Below are 16,704 nucleotides of genomic sequence, written 5' to 3' on the forward strand. Positions count from 1 at the left end.
GGAACCTTGGGTTCTTCATTGGCATAGCCTTCAATGTCATAGCCTCTTGCTAGATTCGAATCAGCGCACCGGGAACCGTCCCGGAGCGAGGCTGCCAATGGGGAGGCCCCATGTTCCTGCTCGATCCTGTTACGCCGGGAGCACCCGCTGATCTGGTGTTCTCGGCGAGCGACCTTGTGGCCGCCAGCGAGTGCGAATACCGCACGCTCCGGATCCTCGACGAGAAGCTGGGCCGCTCCCCCAGGGCCGACTTTCCCGCCGACGAGATGCAGGCGCGCGCCGGCAAGCTGGGCGATCTCCACGAGCACAAGGTATTGGCGGGCCTCATCGCTGAGTACGGCGCCTGGGATGCCGCGCACGGCGCAGGCGTTTACTCCGTGGAGCGCGGAACCACCGACCGCACCGATCTGACGGGCAAGCACAATGAAACAGCTGCCGCGCTCCATGCCGGTGCCGACGTCGTATTCCAGGCCACCTTTTTCGACGGCGAATTCCTGGGCTATGCGGACTTCCTGATCAAGGAGGGCAGCGCCGCCGGGGAGGCCGCCGGCCGCTACGCCGTGTGGGACACCAAGCTCGCCCGGCATGCCAAGGTGGGCGCCCTGCTGCAGTTGGCCGCCTACGGTGACCAGCTGATCCAGCTCGGGCTCACCCCGGCGCCACGTGTCACCTTGGTTCTCGGCAACCTCGAACACAGCGTCCACTCGCTCGCCGATCTGCTGCCTGTGTACCGCGAGCGCCGAATCCGGTTCCGCGACCTGACCGCAGTCCACCGTGCCGCGGATACGCCAGTGCGGTGGCAGCAGCCAGGCGTCGGCCATTGCGGCAGGTGCGACTACTGCGCGGAGCAGGTGGCCCAACACCGTGACCTGCTGATGGTGGCGGGCATGACCTCCGTGCAGCGGAAGAAGCTCATCGCCGACGGCGTCACCACCATCGATGCCCTCGCTGAACTCCCCCTGGCACTGGCCACGGGATCAAGGCGCCGCCTGCGCGATCAGGCCAGGATGCAGACCGGCCGTGAGGATCCGGACGGTTCGCGCACCTTCATCAAGGACGGCGAGCAGCACACCGTTACCTACAAAGTGCTGGCAGACAACGCGCTGGCCAGCATCCCCGAACCCAGCGATGGTGACATCTTCTTCGACTTCGAAGGCGATCCGCTGTGGCAGGATCCCGCCACAGGCCAATGGGGACTGGAATACCTCTTCGGCGTCATCGAAGCACCGCTGCCCGGAGACCCGCCCGGAGCCGAACCGGCGTTCCGGCCCTTCTGGGCACATTCCCGTGCGGGCGAGAGGCAGGCTTTCCTGGATTTCCTCGCCTACGTGGAGGAACGCCGGGCCAGGTATCCGGACATGCACGTCTACCACTACGCGCCCTACGAAAAGACGGCGCTTCGCAAGCTGTCGCTGACCCACGTCGCCGGTGAGGACATCGTGGACAGCTGGCTTCGCGAGGGGCTGCTCGTGGACCTGTACGCCAGGGTGAGGCACTCGCTGAGGATCTCCGAGGCCTCCTACTCCATCAAGAAACTCGAGCCGCTGTACATGGGCAGCAACCTGCGGTCCGGAGACGTCAAGGACGCCGGCGCCTCCGTGGTTGCCTATGCGGCGTATTGCACCGCGCGCGACGGCGGACCGGGAACCCAGGCGGAGGCTGCCGCCATCCTCGCCTCCATCTCCGACTACAACGAGTACGACTGCCTCTCCACGCTGCGGCTCCGTGACTGGCTGCTGGAACTGCGCCGGCAGGCCCGGACGCCTGCGGTCCCGGCCGGTGGCGCTGAGCTGGCTGGCGCTGCCGCGGCTGGTGCTGTCGCGGCGCCTACTGCCGCGGCGCCTACTGCCGGCCAGGCGGACATTTCCTCGCCGGGGGCCAGTGCAATAGAACCCGACGCCGAGCCAACGGCCGAGGAGGAACGCCTGCGCGCATATCTGGACGCGGTCCCGGACACCCGGGAGCTGACAGCAGACGAGCAAGCCGTGGCCATGGTCGCGGCGGCCACGGGCTACCACCGCCGGGAGCGCAAGCAGTTCTGGTGGGAGCACTTCGACCGCCTCGAATCCGAGGTGGACAGATGGTCGGATCAGCGGAACGTCTTCATCGTCGAATCGGCTGACGTCCTGTCGGACTGGGCGCCGCCCACCGCCCGTGCCCGCACGGAATCCAGGACTCTGCGGCTCACCGGCGTCATGAGCGAGGCCTCAGAGTTCCGTGCAGGCTCCACCTGGTTCCGCATGTTCGAGGATCCCCTGCCTGACGGCCTCGGAGACGTCGACGGCGGGCGCACGCCGCGGCCCTCGGCTCCCGGCATTGGGCTCCACCCCGTTGATGGCACACCGCAGGCCGGAACCGCCAGGGAGGCACTCTCGCGGGACGGGATCTTCGGCACACTGGTGGAGACCGTGGAGGACCATCCCGATCAGCCAGGCAAGACCGTCATCACCATCACGGAGAAGTCTTCCGGACGCGTGCCCCCGTACTTCCAGCTGCCCATGGCGCTGGCCCCAGACCGGCCCATCCCCACCGCGAGCATTGAAGCGGCCCTGGCCGAACTCGCCCAGCTCGTCGGCGCCACACTCCCGTCGCTGCCCAAGCACGCCGGGCTCGACATCCTTCGCCGGGTGCCCCCGCGACTGACCGCGCTGCCAGCACTCCCGCCGGTGACGCACGATGCCTCCGGCTATGCCGACTACGCCTCCGCCATCACCGGTGCGCTGGAAGATCTGGACCGTTCCTACCTCGCCGTCCAGGGACCACCGGGCACCGGCAAGACGCACGTCGGCTCGCACGTCATCGCCCGCCTGGTGCGCGGCGGGTGGAAGGTAGGCGTCGTTGCCCAGTCGCACGCCGTCGTCGAAAACATGCTGTGCACCGCCATCGAGAAGGCCGGTGTGGATCCGCGGGTGGTGGCCAAGCGGCTGGCGCAACCGCACGATGTTCCCTGGCCCCATACCGCTGACGAAGACATCGTCCGCCTCCTGGACAGGCAGGGCGGCTGCCTGATTGGAGGGACGGCGTGGACCGTGACCGGCAAGTGCGTGCCGCCCGGATCGCTCGACCTCCTCGTGATTGACGAGGCCGGGCAGTATTCGCTGGCCAACACGCTTGCAGTGGCCAGGTCCGCCAAGCGCCTGCTGCTGCTCGGCGACCCGCAGCAACTGCCGCAGGTCACCCAGGGGTCCCATCCCCAGCCGGTTGACGAGTCGGCCCTCGGCTGGCTGTCCGCCGGACACGCCACCATGCCTGCCGAGCTGGGCTACTTCCTTGCCGATTCCTGGCGGATGCATCCCCAGCTGTGTAGGGCAGTGTCCCAACTCAGCTACGACGCCAAGCTGGAGTCAGCTCCGGCAGCGTCGTTGCGCCAGCTGGACGGGGCGCCGGCCGGAGTGGAGACGGTGCTTGTTGAGCACAGCGGCAACACCACCAGCTCGCGCGAGGAAGCCGCGACGATCGTGAGGCTGGCAAATGACCACATCGGGCTCAAATGGACGCCGGGCAGAGATGAGCCAGTGCGCCGGTTGGAACCGAGCGACATCCTCGTCGTAGCTGCCTACAACGCCCAGGTGCAGGCTGTCCGGCACGCCCTCGATCACGCAGGTCTCCAGGACGTGCGGGTGGGCACGGTGGATAAGTTCCAAGGCCAGGAGGCACCCGTGGTGCTCGTGTCCATGGCATGCTCTGCCATTGCCGAGGCGCCGCGCGGCGCCGAATTCCTGCTGAACCGCAACCGCATCAACGTGGCCGTTTCGCGCGGCCAATGGCGTGCGGTGATCGTCCGCTCGCCCGAGTTGACCAACTATATGCCCACCAGGCCGTCGGCGCTGGAGGAACTCGGTGCGTTCATCGGGCTCAGCCCCCGGCCGCTCAGCCCACAACCTCAAAGCTCTTGAAGCCGCCCTCCGCAGGCGACATCCTCTCGTCCACGTGCGAAACCCGGCCCGGCGCCTGCGGTGACCTCAGCCAGCGCCGGAATTCGATGATGTCCGGCTGCGGACCCTCCACCACAAGGGAGACTGCGCCGTCGTCGTCGTTTCTTACCGCGCCGGTGAGGCCCAACTCGTCGGCCTTGCGCGCCGTCCAGTAGCGGAAGCCGACGCCCTGGACCATGCCCGTGACGCGGGCCGTGAGACGGACGCTGTCCGGTTCCGAAGCCTTCGAGTCAGCCATGGATCCAATGTAGCCCCGGCGCCCGGGTCTCGACAGGCTCGACCAGCAACACCTCGCCCGGGTCCCGACAGGCTCGCCCGGCGAGTGCTTCCTAGCTCGCCGGGCGCAGCGACGTGATCATGGCCCGGATGTTCTTGTATTCAGGCGTGCCCATGTATGCCTCGGGCGTGTCCACGTTCGGCGGGTTGCCCGGCGTCGTGTCGAAAGGGTTGTAGACGCCGCCGAACATTGCCCCGCTGGGCGGCCAGGTGAAGAAGTGGAAGATCGGGCAGGCAGTGGGCCCGGTGGGTTCCGGCGACGACGTTATGCCGTAGGCCAGCACCGTCATCTTTGCGGGGTCGGTTGCGGTGTTATCCTGCCGGGATTCGAAGGTGAACCGCGGCGTGCTGCCTGACTGCTTAAGGGCAGGCAGCGGCTCGGAATCGAGCATGCCGTACGGCTGCTTCGTGGTGCATTCCGCGCCGGTGACCATGTTGGTGCGCAGCGTGGCCATCGACTTGCCTGCGGGATTCCGAACCTCCACGAACACGCCGCCGCCCTGCGGAACGGCGCCCGCAGGGTCCTTGATGCTCCACTCGGCCGGAAGGTCAAACGACAACTTGCCGTCCGACGTCGTAAACGTCTTCCAGCCGGCCGGCAAAGTCGCAGACCCCGAGGCGGTGGCGGAAGCAGGGCTGTCGGTCGCCTTCTGGGAACCGGCCCCAGGCGAGGCGGTGGAATCGGAGGCGCCCGGTGAAACGGTCGGCGACGCCGATCCGCCCGCCCCGGGCGACGCCGGCGCCCCGCAACCGGACAGCGCAACAAGCACGGCAGCCACAACCGCGGCCCCTGGCAAATTCCCTAAATAACGCAAGGCTCCTCCTTGAGATGCGAACGGTGCTCCCAATTGTGGAGGTTTATCCATCGATTGGGAACGAGTTGGCGGCCACTGAATCCAAAGCGTTGCCCCTCATAACAAGTGGGGGGCTTAACCAGTGAGGGGCTCGCCCGGGTAGGGCTCGATTTCAGGGCGGCGGCGAAGGTTGATAGAGGTTAAGACATGCCAGACCTCCTTGACCAAGCAATGCCCTTTCTCGCAATCGCCATTGCCGTGGCCGCAGGACTTTTCCTCTCGTGGCTCCTCCGCCGGGTCCTCGTCCGGCTCAACCGCAGGCTCACCGCGCTCCGCGAAACGTCCCGGATGGGGCGGGTTCCTCTTCGCCTGACCCTGTGCCTGATCGGCGTCCGGATCGCCCTGGCGCTGACCACTGAAGACGCCCCGTGGCGCAGGAATGTGGACCACGTCCTGCTGATTGCACTGATCGCCTCGGTTGCCTGGCTGGCGGTGGCCATCCTCATGATCATCGAGGCGCTCATGCTCACGCACTACAGCGTGGACGTGGCGGACAACCGCCGCGCCCGGCGGCTCCGCACCCAGATGATTCTCACGCGCCGCGTCGGCATCGCCCTGATCGTGATCCTGGCCTTCGGCGTTGCGCTGCTCACCTTCCCCGACGTCCGCGCCCTTGGTGCCGGCATCCTGGCGTCGGCCGGGCTGCTCTCCATCGTGGCCGGGCTCGCCGTTCAGTCCGCCTTGGTCAACGTCTTTGCCGGCGTCCAGCTCGCCTTCACCGACGCCATCCGCGTTGACGACGTCGTGGTGGTGCAGAAGGAATGGGGCCGGATCGAAGAAATCACGCTGACCTACGTTGTGGTCCACATCTGGGATGACCGCCGGCTCATCCTGCCCTCCACGTACTTCACCACCACCCCCTTCGAAAACTGGACGCGCCGCCGCTCCGAAGTCATGGGCACCGTGGAGTTTGACCTCGACTGGCGTGCACCGGTCGAGGCCATGCGCACCGAGCTCAAGTCCCTGCTGGCCGGCACGGCGCTCTGGGACGAACGCGTGGGAATCCTCCAGGTCACCGATGCCACCAGCGGCTTCGTTCGCGTGCGGATCCTGGTCAGCGCCGCGGACAGCGCGGCACTGTTCGACCTGCGCTGCCTTATCAGGGAAGAGCTGGTCGGCTTCCTGCAGCAGCACCATCCGCAGGCCCTCCCGCATCTGCGCTGGGAGACTGTGAGTTCCGCCCAAGGAAGTCCTTCCCCGGCGCAGCGGCCGGAGCTGGAAGCGCACCCCCGGCAGCCCTCCGATCCCCACGATTCCCAGCTTTTCACAGGCTCCATCGAAGCCGTGGAACGCTCCCGGGCGTTCACCGGCCCGGGCGAACAGGTCTTCGAGGACCGGGAAAAGACCCTGTCCGCGCACGAGTGAGTGTGGCCGGGAACGGCGAGGCCCCGTTGCCGCGGTTGCGGCAACGGGGCTTCAGACTGTCCGGGTTCGACCCGACCGGTCGTGCGCTTCCTCAGCGGGAATCAGTTGACGGTGATGTCCCGGGTGCGGTGGTCGTAGCGGATGGTGAGCTGGCCGCCATCGTGGTGCAGCTCGTGGTTGGCGCCATCGAACGCGCCGAAGGCGCCGTAGTTCTCTTCCCAAGAGCGGTTCAGCGCGATCTTGAAGGTGTAGTACCCGGCCGGGATGTCAGCCGAGATCTTCCACAGCTGGTCTAGGACGTCCAACTGCATCTGCGCTTCGTCGTACTGCGGTGCCCAGTTTTCCGGGGCACCAAGCAACATGTTGAAGTCACCGGCAACCGCCACGGCCCCCGGCTGCTCAACCGCTTCAACAGAACTTTCGACGGCGGCGGCTTCAGTTGCGCTGCCGGCCGCGGCTTTCTTGCCACGGACGGCCTTGGCAACCGGAGCCACGGCTTCTTCGATCAGCTGGGCAGCCTTGTCAACGACCTTGGCCGTCTTGGAAGGTGCCTTCTCAGACTTTGCGGCCTTTGCGGGAGCCTTCTTGGCCGCCGGCTTGGCGGCCGACGCCACCGGAAGGGGCGTGCCGGCCGGAACCGGGGTCCCGGCGTCGAGCGCTGCGGAGAAAATCTCGGCATCCGCGAAGGCGACCGTGGCACGCAGGCCGTCGTCGGTGATGGTCCAGCCGGAGCGGCCCTTGATCAGCCAGCCGGCCTTGACTAGCTTGGCAGTTGCGGTGGTGAGTGACTTGTGGCCCCGGGGGATGCCCCCGCTGAGCAGCTCGGCCTCGTAGGCGTTCAATGGAACCCGGACGAGAGCTTCAGCCAGGACGGTGCCGGCATTCTGCGGATCACCAGACAGCACCCCCTCTGCCAGAACGTCCAGCACGGTCTTGAGCCGGAAGTTGGTGTTTTCTGCGGCGGTCTTGCGCATGGTTCCCCTTATAGAGCGATTGTTCCCACAGTAGTTTGCCAAGTACTCGGCAAATCTGGCGACTTGAAACGGTAAACATTGTGTGTCGTGACCGACTATGACGAGGATTACACCGGAATTGAGCCTAAAGTCTCAGATCCGGCGGCCTCTGCAGCCGTTCTAAATGTTGCCGATTGGGGTCCGATGGCCGCCCATGTTGCGCGGGGCTCCAAAATGGAAAGTAGGCTTACCATGTAAGCCACCGCATGGAAGGGACGAACCAGTGACCGAACACAGCTCGAATGAAGACGGCTTTGTAATTCCGAACCCTTCGGAGATCCGCGAAGACATTCCGGGTGACGCCGGCGACGACGCGAACGTGATCCGCTTCAGCGAAGAACAGGCGTTGATCGAGGAACAGGCGCACGGCATCCGGCCCGAAACCTACAGCGTCCCCGCCGGCGGCCCCACCATGGACGAAGCGCGCGGGAACATGGACCTCTCCGACGACACCGGCGATGCAGCTTCCGGAGACAGCAGCGACGACGGGCTGCACGGCGGCGCGGAGCAGTAACCGAATCCCTGCTTCCGCGCGTCCGCTTGGGCGCGGCTGCTTCCTCGCTGGCTGGCGCATCGAACCGACGGAGCCGAGCCGACCTAGCCGAAAGCATGCCACCACGCATTTCTGCACCTCTTTGGGCTGCCCCGCCAGTCCCGGCCCCCGGCAGCACGGGCCCGGCGGCGGCATCGCCCGGCTAAAGAGGTGCAGAAATGCCGCCGCGGGCGTGTTTCCGGCCGTTGTGGCCCCGGAGGCGGGGTGCCTATAGTGGCGTTCTGCATTTCCGCAAGCCCAAGACGTAGTCGGCATCCGCAGCAGCAACCGAAAGGGAATCCCATGACGGGCAATATCGAGGGCACCGGCGGCACAGACGGCACCGGGGACGCTGCCAGCAATGCCGCCGAAGACCAGGAGCTGTCCCAATGGACCCGGCGGCTCACCCAGGCGCTGCAGATCCTGGACCTTGAAGTTGATCAAAAGCTCGTTGCCAGGCTCACCGACGAGTCGGCCAGTGCCGTCAACAGTGCGGCCGGACCGGTCACCGCCCTGCTCGTTGGCTACGCGGCCGGCCTTGCCGCACGCAGCGGAAACACGACACCGGGCGAAGCAGTCCAGTCCGCTGCCGAGGTGGCCTTGCGGCTCTGCGAGGACGGAGCCGACGGCGGCCCCGACAGCGAGGGCTGGTCAAGCACCGGGCAATGACTACCCGGCAATGACTGCCCGCGGGTCCTAAACCCCGCGGGTCCTAACGCCGTGTCCTCACGCGGTACTGGGCTCCAACCGTACGATAACCGCCTTCGACGCCGGCGTGTTGCTTCCCTCCGCGACGCTGTCCAGGGGAACCAGCACATTGGACTCGGGATAGTACGTTGCCGCGCATCCGCTGGCGGTGGGATAGGACACCACCCGCAGCTTCCGCATCACGCGCTCCACGTTGTCCTCGTACACCCCATGGAGATCGACGAACTGGCCGTCGCTGAGCCCGAGCTCAGCAATGTCCTCAGGACTGACGAAGACCACGTCGCGGCCCTTCTTGATCCCCCGGTACCGGTCGTTGTAGCCGTAAATGGTGGTGTTGAACTGGTCGTGCGACCGGACGGATTGCAGGATCAGCGTTCCGGGGGGCCGCTCCATATGCTCCAGGTGGTTGACCGTCAGCATTGCCTTGCCGGTGGGAGTGTTGAAGGTGCGGGAGTCCCTCGGTCCGTTCGGCAGGACGAAGCCGCCTTCCTGCCTGATCCGGTCGTTGTAGTTCTCGCAGCCCGCCACCACGTGGGAGATGTGTTCGCGGACCAGGTCATAGTTTTTCTCGAATCCGGACCAGTCCGCGCTGGTCTTGCCGCCTACGGTCTCGCGGGCAAGGCGGCAGACGATGGCCACCTCGGACAACAGGTTCGGCGCAACGGGCCTTACCCTGCCTTCGGAGGCATGCACAGCACAGACCGTGTCCTCCACGGAGACGAACTGCGGGCCGGACGCCTGCATATCGATCTCGGTGCGTCCCATCGTGGGCAGAATAAGCGCGGCCCTGCCCGTTACCGTGTGCGAGCGGTTGAGCTTCGTGGAAATCTGGACGGAGAGGTCGGTGTTCTCCATCGCTGCTTCCGCGGCATGCGTATCCGAGATGGCGGAAACGAAGTTGCCGCCCAATGCCACGAAAACCTTGATGCCGCCGTCGCGCATTTTTCGAATCGTGTCCACGGAGTCCGCGCCTGGTTCTCGCGGCGGATCGAAATCGAACTCCTTGCCGAGGGCGTCGAGGAACGCGGGCGGCATCCGCTCCCAGATGCCCATGGTGCGATCACCCTGGACGTTGCTGTGCCCGCGAATGGGCGAGGCGCCGGCGCCGGGCTTGCCCATGTTGCCGCGGAGCAGCAGCAAGTTGATGATCTCCTTGATAGTGGCGACGCCCTTTTTGTGCTGGGTGATGCCCATGGCCCACGTGATGATGACCCGTTCCGCCTTCAAATAGCGGGCAGCCAATTCGTCAATTTCGTCGCTGCGCAGGCCCGTGGCCTGGAGGACGGTTTCCTCGTCCAGTTCTTCGAGGTGCGCCTTGAGTTCCTCCAGCCCCTGGCAGTGTTCCGCGAGGAACTGGCTGTCCAAGACTGTTCCGGGGTTCTTCGCTTCGGCCTCGAGGACGCGCTTGGAGAGGGCCTGCAGCAGCGCCATGTCCCCTCCCACACGGATCTGCAGATACTGGTCCGCGAGCTCCGTGCCGCGGCCCACGATTCCACTGACCTTCTGCGGGTTCTTGTAGCGCATGAGCCCGGCCTCCGGCAGCGGATTCACGCCGACAATCTCACAGCCGGCCTTCTTCGCTTCCTCCAGGGCGGTGAGCATGCGCGGATGGTTGCTGCCCGGGTTCTGCCCCATGATGATGATCAGCTGCGCCTTGGCGAAGTCGTCGTAGGAGATGGTGGCCTTGCCGATGCCGATGGTCTGGCCCATGGCCCAGCCTGAAGACTCGTGGCACATGTTGGAGCAGTCCGGCAGGTTGTTGGTCCCATACGCACGCACGAACAGCTGGTACAGGAAGGCGGCCTCGTTGGACGTCCGGCCACTGGTGTAGAACGCTGCTTCGTCCGGGCTGGAAAGGCCCTTCAGTTTGCCGCCCACGATCCCGAAGGCCTCATCCCAGCTCACCGGCCGGTAGTAGTCCTCCCCTGCCGGTTTGTAGACCGGCTCCGTCAGGCGACCCTGCATTCCGAGCCAGTACTCAGGCTGTTGCCGCAGTTCACTGACCAGGTGCTCCGCCCAAAACTCCGAGGCAATGACCACCGGCGTGGCCTCCCACGTCACGGCTTTGGCGCCTTGTTCGCAGAACTCGAACGTCTTGCGGTCGCCGGGATCCGGCCACGCGCAGCTCATGCAGTCAAAGCCGTCCTTCTGGTTCAGCCCCAGCAGCGTCTTTCCGGTCCTGCCCACGCCCATGTGCTTGAGCGCCGGCTGAATCGAGTGGTAGACGCCCGGTATTCCGGCGGCCCATTCCTTCGGTTTGCCCACTTCAAGGTCTTTTTCGTCAGCTTTTTCCACCCGCGGGTTTTTGCGCGGCATGCTGCACTCTCCTTGACTCGCCCCGTGCGGGTTCCTGTGCCTCCGGCCCGGGACCCGCCTTCGTGTTCCCCCTTTCACAGGCGTAGCAGGTATGGCAGGCCGCTGCAAGCATTCCGTGTGCGCATTCCACTTGGCTGCTCCGCCGCCGCCCAGCGCTGAGCCGGGTCACCGCCCAGCCCCCTCCCTCTGGCGCCCCCGCGCGAGCGGGGCGGACAATTGGACCACCAAACAATGATCGTTTGGAGCCCGTCATGCGTCGTTCCAAATCTTGGCTGAAACACCACAGGCTACTGGCCTTCTTCGTCCTGGCCTATGCAATCTCATGGTCCTCCTGGCCGGCCTACGCGGCGGGGCTGGTGCCGCGGATGGAATTCCTGCCGATAGGCCCGCTGGCTGCCGCAGTCATCGTGATCGCCCTGGCGGAAGGCAGGGCCGGGTTCCGGGCATGGGGCCGCCGGCTGATCCGCTGGCGCGTGGGCTGGGTCTGGTACGCCGTGGCCCTGCTGCTCCCGGCCGTTCTGGTGCTGGCGACGGGACTCGTCACCATCGCCCTGGGCTCGTCGGCCCCGGGCCTCGCCCGCCTGACGTGGAGCGGGATGCTGATGGTGTTCGCCATCCGCCTGGTCAATCCGATGGACGGGCCGCTGGGTGAAGAGCCTGGTTTCCGCGGCTATGCCCTCCCCCTGCTCCAGGCCGCCCGTCCGCCGCTGAAGTCCGCGGCGATTCTTGGCCTGCTGGTGGCGCTCTGGCACCTGCCGCTGGTCCTCTTCGAAGGGCTGAGCCTGATCGCGCTGCCGACGACGTTCGCCATCACCTTCCTGTACGTGTGGCTGTTCAACCGCACGGGCGGCAGCGTCCTGCTGACACTCCTGTTCCACAACAGCCAGGGCACCTTCACCGTGGGTTCCTTCGGCTTCACGGGCGCGGTCGCCGGCCGCGCTGAGCTGATCTATTTCGTCGTGGTCCTCCTGGCGGTTCTCGCCACCGTGATGTTCGACCGCGAAGCCTGGCGCAAGGCACCCCGCTCAGCCACCGCCGTCGAGCGTTTTTCCCTCAGGATGCGCCCCATGTGAAACCGGCCACCCCGGAGTCGCGCGCCTCAAGTAGCGCCCAAACAGAACCCAACCGGACAGCACCCGGCTCATCGTCACAACCGATCCCCAGGAGGAGAAGATGTCCTCACCACTCGTCGCAGCTGCCGGTCCGATCGCCTTAGTGGCGGGCCTCGCTTTCGCCGCCGTGGACCTCGCACGTCTGCTCACCGCCGACCGCAGCCTCGACCGGATCGAAATGATGAGGCAGGCGCCGTTCCAGGTGACCAACGCCCTGTACTGGGTGGTGTTCATCGGGCTCGTCCTGGCCCTCGTCTCCGTGTACTTCCGCTCGGCTAGCCGCACCGGCGGACTCGGCGCCGTCGGCTTCTGCTTCGCGCTCGTGGGCACGCTGGACATGGCAGGCAACATGTGGTTCGACGGATTCGCCGCGCCGTGGATCGCCGACGTCGCACCCGGCGCCATCCTCGCCGGAGGCTCGGGCATGCTGGCCGTCGGCGGCCTGTCCAGCTATGTGCTGTTTGCCCTCGGCTGGATAGTCTTCGGCATCGCCGGCTGGCGGGTGCGGATGTTCCCGGCCTGGGCGGGCGTGGCATTCATCGTGGCCGGTTTCCTGGGCTACAACGCGGGCCTGCCGCCGTACGGTATCCCGATTGGGCTGGCTATGGCCGCCCTGGGCTGGTGGATCGTGCGCACCGGAGACAGGACGGCGGCACCGCCCGCCCGCTCCGCTTAGTCTGAAACGCTCCGCTTAGCCAGAAAGCTCGGCCAGCAGCTCCGCCTTGCGCTCGTCCGTGGCAAAGGATGAACCGATCGAGTTCGCGGCAAGCCGGACCCGGTCGAACTCGGAGAGCACCATCGCCGATTCCAGCTGCGCGAAGTTGTCATCCACGTAGCCGCCGAAATACGCCGGATCATCCGAATGGACGCTGACGTTCAGCCCGGCCGCCAGCATCGCGGGAAGCGGATGGTCGGTGAGCATGTCCACCGCCCGGAGCCGAACATTGGACAGCGGGCACACGGTCAGCGGCACGCGGTCAGCCACCAGCCGCTCCACCAGGTCGGGATCCTCCATGCACCGGATGCCATGGTCAATCCGCTCCACTCCCAGCACATCCAGCGCCTCGATAATGTACGACGGCGGGCCCTCCTCGCCGGCGTGGGCGATCCTCCGCAGGCCTGCTTCGCCGGCCCGGGCGAACAGCCGCTCGAACTTGGCCGGCGGATTGCCCACCTCGGCGGAATCCAGTCCGATGGCGACGATCGGCGCATTCATGGCCAGCAGGGCCTCGAGAACCTCCAGTGCGGACTCTTCGGACAGATCGCGCAGGAATGCGGCGATCAGCAGCGTGGAAATCCCGAACTCCTCCTGGGACGTGGCCAGCACCGAGGCAACCCCGTTGACGCAGGTCTCCAGCGAAACTCCCCTGGAAAGGTGCGCCTGCGGATCCATCATGATTTCCGCGTGCCGCACTCCGCCAGCCGCGGCCCGCGCCAGGTAGGCCCGGGTCATGTCCGCAAAGTCCGCCTCGGTCCGCAGCACGGCCATATTGGCGTAGTACAGATCCAGGAACGACTGCAGGTCCGTGAATTCGTAGCGCGCCCGCAGCTCGTCCAGGCCTGAATACGGCAGATCGATTCCGTTCCGCTCCGCGAGCGCAAAGATCAGTTCGGGCTCCAGCGTGCCCTCAATGTGCAGGTGCAGTTCAGCCACGGGCATGATCGGCGGCGCTGCGGCAGCCTCCGTTTCGTTCAGAAGTGCGGTCTGATCGTTCGGTTCGGCGGCGCCGTCGTAAGTATCCACACCGCAAGAATAGACCCCGGCACAGACATCACCGCTAGAGTCGAACAGATGCGAAGTGAACTGCCTGCCGCCTACCTGCCCGAGCTGACAACCGAGCTGACACATCACACTGACGGCTTTGTCCGCGTCCGGGGTGCCCGCGAGAACAACCTCCGCAGCGTTGACGTGGACGTTCCCCGCGACGCAATCGTCGCCTTCACCGGCGTCTCCGGCTCGGGCAAGTCCTCGTTGGCCTTCGGAACCATTTACGCCGAAGCCCAACGCCGCTACTTCGAGTCGGTGGCGCCCTACGCCCGCCGGCTCATCCAGCAGGGCAACAACCCCAAGGTGGAAATGATCACCGGGCTGCCACCCGCCGTCGCCCTCCAGCAGCGCCGCGGCTCACCCAGCTCCCGGTCCACCGTGGGCACGGTGACCACCCTCTCAAACTCGCTCCGCATGCTATATTCCCGTGCCGGCACATATCCGTCCGGCGCCGCATCCTTGGACTCCGACGCGTTCTCCCCCAACACCGCCGCCGGCGCCTGCCCCGAATGCCATGGGCTCGGCCTTGCTCACACCGTCAGCGAGGCATCGCTGGTCCCAGACACCTCGCTGAGCATCCGCGACGGCGCCATCGCGGCATGGCCGGGAGCGTGGCAAGGCAAGAACCTGCGGGACATCCTCAGCCACCTCGGCTATGACGTGGACACCCCCTGGCGGAAGCTTCCCAAAAAGCAGCGCGACTGGATCCTCTTCACCGAAGAACAGCCCGTGGTGGAAGTGACGCCCGAGCGCGACCGCGTGGCCAAGCCCTACAAGGGCCGGTTCTGGAGCGCCAAAAGCTACGTCCTCCACACCCTGGCCGATTCCAAAAGCAGCACCATGCGCGAGCGCGTACTGAAGTTCATGGAAACCGGGCCATGCCCGCGCTGCAGCGGCACCGGCCTGACTCCGGAGGCACTGGCCGTGACTTTCGCCGGCCACACCATCGCCGAGCTCAACGCCGTGCCCATGGCCGAACTGGCGGACATCATCCGCCCCACCGCCCAGCTCACCGAAGCCGGAACCGCCTCGCGGAAGCAGGCCTCTGGCAAGCACGATTCGGGCGAAAGCAACGAGGTGGCGGTGGCCATCACCCGCGACCTCCTTCAGCGGGTAAACGTGCTGCTGGAGCTCGGGTTGGGCTACCTGGCCTTGGGCCGTTCCACGCCCACCCTCTCCCCCGGCGAAATGCAACGCCTCCGGATCGCCACCCAGCTGCGCTCCGGGCTCTTCGGCGTGATCTACGTGCTGGACGAGCCGTCCGCCGGGCTGCACCCCGCCGACGCCGAACCCCTCCTCGCCGTCCTGGACAAGCTCAAATCGTCCGGCAACTCGGTGTTCGTCGTGGAGCACAACATGGACATCGTGCGCCATGCCGACTGGCTCGTCGACGTCGGACCACGCGCCGGTGAAGGCGGCGGCGAAGTGCTCTACAGCGGCCCCGTGGCCGGGCTCGCCGAGGTGGAAGCCTCACTGACCCGGCCGTTCCTGTTCCCGAACTCCAAGGGTTCCAACGGTTCCGCTGCGGCGAACGGTTCCGCGAGTTCCAACGGTTCCAGTGCAAAGAAGGACGACGGCGGCGCGCGCACCGCCGGTTCGGGAGCCGGAAACACGGGTGACGGTGGCGCCGGACACGGCCCCGATGCTGACGGCCCCGCTTCTGACGATGCGCGGCGGGAACCCGGGGGCTGGCTGGAGCTGCGCGACATCAGCCGCCACAATCTGCGGGAGCTTGACGCCAACTTCCCCCTGGGCGTTCTGACGGCCGTCACCGGCGTCTCCGGCTCGGGCAAGTCGACGCTGGTCAGCCAGGTGCTCGCGGAGGTCGTGGGATCGCTGCTGCACCCGGGACCCGATGGCGGCAGTACCGGCGGTGCCGACACGGCGGACCCCGCGGACGCGGCCCCAGCGGAGGATTCCGATGCGCTCGGCACACCGTTGACGGTAGGTCCCGTGTCCGGCTTGGACCAGGTGGACCGGCTGGTGAAGGTGGACCAGAAACCGATCGGCCGCACGCCGCGATCCAACCTCGCCACTTACACCGGACTCTTCGATGCGGTCCGCAAGGAATTCGCCGCCACGGACGAAGCCAAGGCCAGGGGCTTCGGCGCCGGACGCTTCTCTTTCAACGTGGCGGGCGGCCGCTGCGAGACCTGCCAGGGTGAGGGCTTCGTGGCCGTCGAACTGCTCTTCCTGCCCGGAAGCTATGGGCCCTGCCCTGAATGCGGCGGTTCGCGCTACAACCCCGACACACTGGAAGTCACGTACCGCGGCAAGAACGTGGCCGAAGTCCTGGGCATGACCGTCAACGCCGCAGCCGGGTTCCTCGCCGATGTACCGGCGGCCGCCCGCAGCCTCCAGACCCTCATCGAGGTGGGCCTGGGGTATCTCCGCCTGGGCCAGCCCGCCACCGAACTTTCCGGCGGCGAGGCCCAGCGGATCAAGCTCGCCACGGAACTCCAGCGGGCCCGCCGGGGCCACACGCTTTACCTGCTGGATGAACCCACCACCGGGCTCCACCCGGCGGACGTCCAGCTACTTATGGCACAGCTGAACCGCCTCGTGGACGCCGGCAACACCGTCATCGTCGTGGAACACGAAATGGATGTGGTGGCCGCCGCGGACTGGGTCATTGACCTGGGACCTGCCGGGGGCGACGCCGGCGGCGAGATCGTCGCCGCCGGGACGGCAGCCGCCGTCGCCCTTTCACCCGACAGCCGGACGGCACCGTATCTGGCCGCCGCCCTGGCGTCCTGACCACGGCGTGAGCGCTGAAGTGGGCGGGTCTGCAGCTCTGAGGTGAGCAGGCGGGCAGCCCGCCCCCG

At 66.5% G+C, this 16,704-nt stretch carries 12 protein-coding genes; 7 read left to right on the forward strand and 5 right to left on the reverse strand.

What is annotated here, in order from left to right; all coding sequences use genetic code 11:
• The first annotated feature begins 110 nt into the window (after positions 1 to 110).
• Positions 111 to 3,896, forward strand: a complete 3,786-nt coding sequence (locus J7I89_RS16715) for a TM0106 family RecB-like putative nuclease (protein WP_214972664.1) — start codon at positions 111 to 113, stop codon at positions 3,894 to 3,896.
• On the opposite strand, the gene J7I89_RS16720 is transcribed toward J7I89_RS16715, so the two are convergent.
• Positions 3,871 to 4,173, reverse strand: coding sequence for an acylphosphatase (locus J7I89_RS16720; protein ID WP_214972665.1), 303 nt, complete (start codon positions 4,171 to 4,173; stop codon positions 3,871 to 3,873). The two genes, J7I89_RS16715 and J7I89_RS16720, sit on opposite strands and share 26 nt — an antisense overlap.
• A gap of 91 nt (positions 4,174 to 4,264) precedes the next feature.
• Positions 4,265 to 4,990, reverse strand: coding sequence for a hypothetical protein (locus tag J7I89_RS16725; protein WP_308159942.1), 726 nt, complete (start codon positions 4,988 to 4,990; stop codon positions 4,265 to 4,267).
• A gap of 222 nt (positions 4,991 to 5,212) precedes the next feature.
• On the opposite strand from J7I89_RS16725, the gene J7I89_RS16730 reads away from it, so the two are divergent.
• Entirely contained in the window at positions 5,213 to 6,430 is a 1,218-nt protein-coding gene (locus J7I89_RS16730) for a mechanosensitive ion channel family protein (RefSeq protein WP_251045431.1), read from the forward strand.
• Positions 6,431 to 6,531: 101 nt separating this feature from the next.
• Here the strand turns inward: J7I89_RS16730 and J7I89_RS16735 are convergent, their stop codons facing one another.
• On the reverse strand, positions 6,532 to 7,404 hold the full coding sequence (locus tag J7I89_RS16735; RefSeq protein ID WP_214972666.1) for a glycosidase: 873 nt from the start codon (positions 7,402 to 7,404) through the stop codon (positions 6,532 to 6,534).
• A 262-nt stretch (positions 7,405 to 7,666) separates the two neighbouring features.
• Between J7I89_RS16735 and J7I89_RS16740 the strand changes: the two genes are divergently transcribed.
• Positions 7,667 to 7,957, forward strand: coding sequence for a hypothetical protein (locus J7I89_RS16740; RefSeq protein ID WP_214972668.1), 291 nt, complete (start codon positions 7,667 to 7,669; stop codon positions 7,955 to 7,957).
• A gap of 321 nt (positions 7,958 to 8,278) precedes the next feature.
• Positions 8,279 to 8,644 carry a DUF6457 domain-containing protein gene (locus J7I89_RS16745; RefSeq protein ID WP_251045432.1) on the forward strand — a complete coding sequence of 122 codons (366 nt, stop codon included), beginning with the start codon at positions 8,279 to 8,281 and terminating at the stop codon, positions 8,642 to 8,644.
• A 57-nt stretch (positions 8,645 to 8,701) separates the two neighbouring features.
• On the opposite strand, the gene J7I89_RS16750 is transcribed toward J7I89_RS16745, so the two are convergent.
• Complete coding sequence (locus tag J7I89_RS16750) at positions 8,702 to 10,999, reverse strand: FdhF/YdeP family oxidoreductase (RefSeq protein WP_214972670.1); 2,298 nt, start codon at positions 10,997 to 10,999, stop codon at positions 8,702 to 8,704.
• Positions 11,000 to 11,250: 251 nt separating this feature from the next.
• On the opposite strand from J7I89_RS16750, the gene J7I89_RS16755 reads away from it, so the two are divergent.
• A complete protein-coding gene (locus J7I89_RS16755; protein WP_214972672.1) occupies positions 11,251 to 12,072 on the forward strand; it encodes a CPBP family intramembrane glutamic endopeptidase in 822 nt (273 codons plus the stop codon).
• Positions 12,073 to 12,172: 100 nt separating this feature from the next.
• Positions 12,173 to 12,787 carry a hypothetical protein gene (locus tag J7I89_RS16760; protein ID WP_214972674.1) on the forward strand — a complete coding sequence of 205 codons (615 nt, stop codon included), beginning with the start codon at positions 12,173 to 12,175 and terminating at the stop codon, positions 12,785 to 12,787.
• 15 nt (positions 12,788 to 12,802) lie between these two features.
• Here J7I89_RS16760 and J7I89_RS16765 read toward each other — a convergent pair whose 3' ends face one another.
• Entirely contained in the window at positions 12,803 to 13,771 is a 969-nt protein-coding gene (locus tag J7I89_RS16765; RefSeq protein ID WP_214972739.1) for an adenosine deaminase, read from the reverse strand.
• Between the two features lie 132 nt (positions 13,772 to 13,903).
• Here J7I89_RS16765 and J7I89_RS16770 point away from each other — a divergent pair, with 132 nt between their 5' ends.
• Complete coding sequence (locus tag J7I89_RS16770) at positions 13,904 to 16,636, forward strand: excinuclease ABC subunit UvrA (RefSeq protein WP_251045433.1); 2,733 nt, start codon at positions 13,904 to 13,906, stop codon at positions 16,634 to 16,636.
• Positions 16,637 to 16,704: the final 68 nt, after the last annotated feature.

Source organism: Arthrobacter sp. ISL-5 (assembly GCF_018613835.1).
GTDB lineage: Bacteria > Actinomycetota > Actinomycetes > Actinomycetales > Micrococcaceae > Arthrobacter.